This is a genomic window from Mucilaginibacter sp. P4_G9 (genome assembly GCF_056400985.1).
This window is the reverse complement of record NZ_JBFUKF010000421.1, coordinates 1-4,264: the sequence shown is the minus strand read 5'-3', so window position 1 is coordinate 4,264 and position 4,264 is coordinate 1. Positions and strand designations below refer to the sequence as shown.

Here is a 4,264-nt window from a genome sequence, read left to right as displayed (position 1 = left end):
CACTCCAGGTATGCCAAAAATGCTGAACGAAATTCAGGGTCATCCGGCAGCAAAAGCTCATCGGCGGTTTGCAGCAATAATTCCATCCAGCGTTTACGGTGTGCCTCGGTGAGGTATTTCTGCAGGTGTTTGCTTATCATAATAAAATGACTTCCTTCCTCTTCGCTGTATATTTTAGGTCCGCCCAAAACTTCGGCTACAAAGTGCGCCACATGCAGCCTGTGCTGCGCCGACATATGTTTAAATACCGGCTCCAACAATTCATCGGCCAAAACTTTGTCGTAAAACTTATCAAAAAGTGTTTCGAATGCTGTCATTCCACCCGCCCACTCAAAAAGTGAAGGAACTTGTTTATGATCTGTTGCCATACGTTTAATCCTGTTAGTACATGATAAAGTTAACAGAGATCAACAGAGATACACCAATAAATTTTAAATAAGGTGTTAAACGAGGTTTTATGTATTCCGTTCGGTTGTAAAGCGCACGAGTTGCTCCAATGCTTTGTGCGAGTCACTATCCGGAAAAGTGTTCAGTATGGCAAAAGCCTCGTCCTGGTATTTTTTCATTTGGGTTTCTGCGTATTGCAGACCACCGGTTTCGTTCACAAATTTAATGATCTGGGCAATTTTTTCCGGCTCATCATTATGGTTCTTAACCAGGTTAATGATTCTTTTCTTTTCGGAAGACGTAGTATTTGCCAACGAGTAGATCAGCGGCAGCGTAACTTTCTTTTCCTTGATATCAATGCCAAGAGGTTTACCCACATCATCAGTACCAAAATCAAACATATCATCTTTGATCTGGAAAGCTATACCTATTTTTTCACCAAACAAACGCATTTTCTCAACAACTTCATCACTTGCCCCTGCAGATGAAGCCCCACAGGCACAGCAGGAAGCAATAAGTGAAGCCGTTTTTTGACGGATCACCTCGTAGTAAACCGGTTCGCCAATATCCATCCGGCGAACTTTTTCTATCTGCATCAGCTCACCTTCGCTCATTTGCTTCACTGCGTCTGACACAATTCTAAGCAACTGAAAATCATTATTTTCGATAGAAAGCAGCAGTCCCTTCGACAGGAGGTAGTCGCCTACCAAAACAGCTATCTTATTTTTCCATAAAGCATTAATGGAGAAAAAGCCGCGGCGCTGATAGGAGTTATCAACCACATCATCGTGCACCAATGAAGCGGTGTGCAGCAACTCTACAAGTGCAGCCCCCCGGTGGGTCGACTCATTGATGCCACCACAAATTTTGGCCGCGAAAAACACGAACATAGGCCTGATCTGCTTGCCCTTACGTTTAACAATGTAATGGGTAATACGATCAAGCAATGGTACTGAGCTTTGCATAGAAGACTTAAACTTCTCCTCAAACGCATCGATATCAGCAGCGATAGGTTTTTTAATGTCGTTGATGCTCAGCATTTAAACTAAACAAGCTTTATAGTGTAAAACTGCCTTGTGGCAATATGAGGCAAACATAAGCTAAAATTGTTTATCTGCATTGGCACGAAATATTTTTTACGTTAATTAAACCTTTGGTCTTACCTATTGTCAATATAAACGAATGCCATAATTTTTAAGTTGAGTTAAAGTTTTCGTGCGAGCGGGCCTTGTAAAAAGGACCCGCTTTTTTATTACCGGCGAATGCAATAATATTTTACCTTTGCAATCCATTTAACAAACCGGAGAGGTGTCTGAGTGGTCGAAAGAGCACGCCTGGAAAGTGTGTATACTTCAAAAGGGTATCGAGGGTTCGAATCCCTCCCTCTCCGCTGATTTTGATATCAAATTATGTAAAAGCCTGCAAATCATATGATTGCAGGCTTTTGTTTTTTTATCAATACTCAAAATATCCACCGAATCGCATATAAACAGTGCGTAATTAGGTGAGTAAATTTTGAGATATTTAAACTCACCGAATTAGTCATATCTTTTTGACTATCAAGATGTTCAATACTTAAACATCTTGATTATGATTAGCTGCAAGCTTAGTTTTGTTTCACTTTTAATGTTATTTAACATGAAAACTAATTTCAGCTTACTCTTCTATTTGAAGAAACCAAAAAACTACACAGACGGCCCCGTGCCGATCTATCTTCGTATTACCGTTGCCGGTAAACGGTCTGAAACTACAACAGCACGAAGCTGMGATCCTTTACAATGGAATAGCAAAGCAGGGCGGTTAAAAGGAACCAAGGAAGCTTCCAGAACCTTTAACGCATACCTTGACCAGTTACAAGCTATGGTGTATGACGCGCATCAAAGCCTTACGGAGCAAAAAGCAGCCATTACAGCCGAACGGCTAAAAAGTAAACTCACCGGTAAAACGGAATCCGTCAGGATGATCCTTGATATATTTAAGGACCACAATGCACAGGTGGCAGCTTTGGTCGGTGCCGATTTTGCAAAAGGGACATTAGAGCGTTATCAAACCTCTTTAAAGCATACTTCCGAATTCATCAAATGGAAATATAATACCGCTGACATCGATATCCGTGACATTGATCATGATTTTATTACAAGCTATGATTTCTACCTTCGCTCTGTAAGAAAATGCGGGAATAATTCAGCAGTTAAATACCTTAAAAACTTTAAAAAGATTGTTCGGATCTGTATTGCAAGCGGTTGGTTAAACAGTGATCCTTTTGTCAATTACAAAGCGAAAGTTAAAGTAGTGGACAGGGTATTTTTAAATAATGAAGAATTGCAGCGAATGGTTGTTAAGCAATTCGCAACCGAACGTTTAGGGCAGATCAGGGATATTTTTCTTTTCAGCTGCTACACTGGACTATCTTACGCTGATGTATTTAAGCTTAAAGCGTTTGAGGTCGTCACAGGTCCTGACTGTGAGAAATGGATCAATACCAAACGGCAGAAAACAGCTACACCCACACGTATTCCCCTTTTACCATCGGCAATTGCTATCCTGAATAAATATAGTGATTCTCCGATTTGCGAAAATTCAGGGAAAGCACTTCCAGTATCCACCAACCAAAAGATGAACGCTTACTTAAAAGAAATTGCCGACATCTGTGCCATTACTAAAAAGTTAACCTTCCATATTGCACGGCACACCTTTGCTACGACGGTTACACTTTCCAATGGTGTACCTATTGAAAGTGTAAGTAAGATGCTGGGTCACACCAACATCAAAACGACCCAGCATTATGCAAAGATCCTTGACCTTAAAGTCGGTCAGGATATGTCTAAATTAAGACAACTTTATTAATAGCCCCCTACCCAATACCCATGAAGGCTCAAGCGGCTTCATGGGTATTCATTATATTCTTAACCAACACAAAAGGGAAAAACGAGATCAATCGTGTTCCCTTGGCCGATAGCTTACAGAATTAAACACTTAACGAAAATGAGCAATCAAAACAATGATATAATCGATTCGCTGGAGGAAGTTACCGACAGGTCAACCGAACATAGCAAAACGTATAATGACCGCAAAGCCAACATGGAGAAGAACATTAATAACTATCCAAAAGTTTATTTGCCGGATTATACTTCCCAATTTGAACAGATCAGCGTGAAACTGGATAAGCTGGTTAACCGTCAACCGGATAACAAATTAGAAATTGCTATAGACAATTTGGAGAAAAAACTTGATAAAGTGCTTAAATCCTCTCCTGAACAAATAAAACTGAAAATGCTACTTGTTTATTTCGGCTTGGTTATCACAGCCGCAATTTCTTTCGGATTTGCATTGGCTTTAAAAATACAGATCAATGCGTTGGCAGGGTTACTACAAGAACAACMAGGCAACATAAGTAAGCCAACGCCTGTCCAATCTCAATCCAATAATATGAGGTTTCCCCATGGGGCAATTCAGCACAAAAAAGCGCKTCAGCATCACGCTATTGTTAAACAATAATTTGTAAAATCATGTATAAAACACTAAATTTGAAAGAGTTCRTCGGTCAGGATACATTTAATATTGTTTACGACGAACAACAAAARGCAACCGCTGTTCTTATTCCTGTGAGCCATTGGCACCCAGCAAAGGCAGCTGAACTACAAATTCTAATGGAACAACTAACTTACATACCAGTTTTTGAATGTTCTTTAAAAGAGCTGGAAGAACGGTTGCGTCCTGAAATCCAAAACGTAGAAGCCGAAAACACTCATTTAGGTCTCTATAACGTTTATGAGGCAGCCGGAAATCAAGAGTATAATAATCACGTTATTCGTGAATATGCCGATCATCGAGAGTTGGTTAAAGTAAATACCACCACAGGTGACAGCCAGATAGT

Annotated in this window: 5 protein-coding genes and 1 tRNA gene; 4 read left to right on the top strand and 2 right to left on the bottom strand. The window is 40.1% G+C overall.

The genetic code is table 11. The features are described from left to right. Positions 1 to 368: group II truncated hemoglobin (locus tag AC1DPZ_RS22990; RefSeq protein WP_477407840.1), on the bottom strand; the 368-nt coding region annotated here is incomplete at its 3' end. Positions 369 to 455: 87 nt separating this feature from the next. Next, complete coding sequence (locus tag AC1DPZ_RS22985; RefSeq protein ID WP_477407838.1) at positions 456 to 1,427, bottom strand: polyprenyl synthetase family protein; 972 nt, start codon at positions 1,425 to 1,427, stop codon at positions 456 to 458. A 262-nt stretch (positions 1,428 to 1,689) separates the two neighbouring features. On the opposite strand from AC1DPZ_RS22985, the gene AC1DPZ_RS22980 reads away from it, so the two are divergent. The 4 genes from AC1DPZ_RS22980 to AC1DPZ_RS22965 all read left to right on the top strand — a co-directional run. Then, a tRNA-Ser gene (locus AC1DPZ_RS22980) sits at positions 1,690 to 1,777 on the top strand. A gap of 248 nt (positions 1,778 to 2,025) precedes the next feature. Continuing rightward, a complete protein-coding gene (locus tag AC1DPZ_RS22975; protein WP_477407836.1) occupies positions 2,026 to 3,234 on the top strand; it encodes a site-specific integrase in 1,209 nt (402 codons plus the stop codon). 138 nt (positions 3,235 to 3,372) lie between these two features. Next, entirely contained in the window at positions 3,373 to 3,885 is a 513-nt protein-coding gene (locus AC1DPZ_RS22970; RefSeq protein WP_477407834.1) for a hypothetical protein, read from the top strand. Positions 3,886 to 3,896: 11 nt separating this feature from the next. After that, the coding region (locus AC1DPZ_RS22965; RefSeq protein WP_477407832.1) for a hypothetical protein at positions 3,897 to 4,264 on the top strand (368 nt) is incomplete at its 3' end.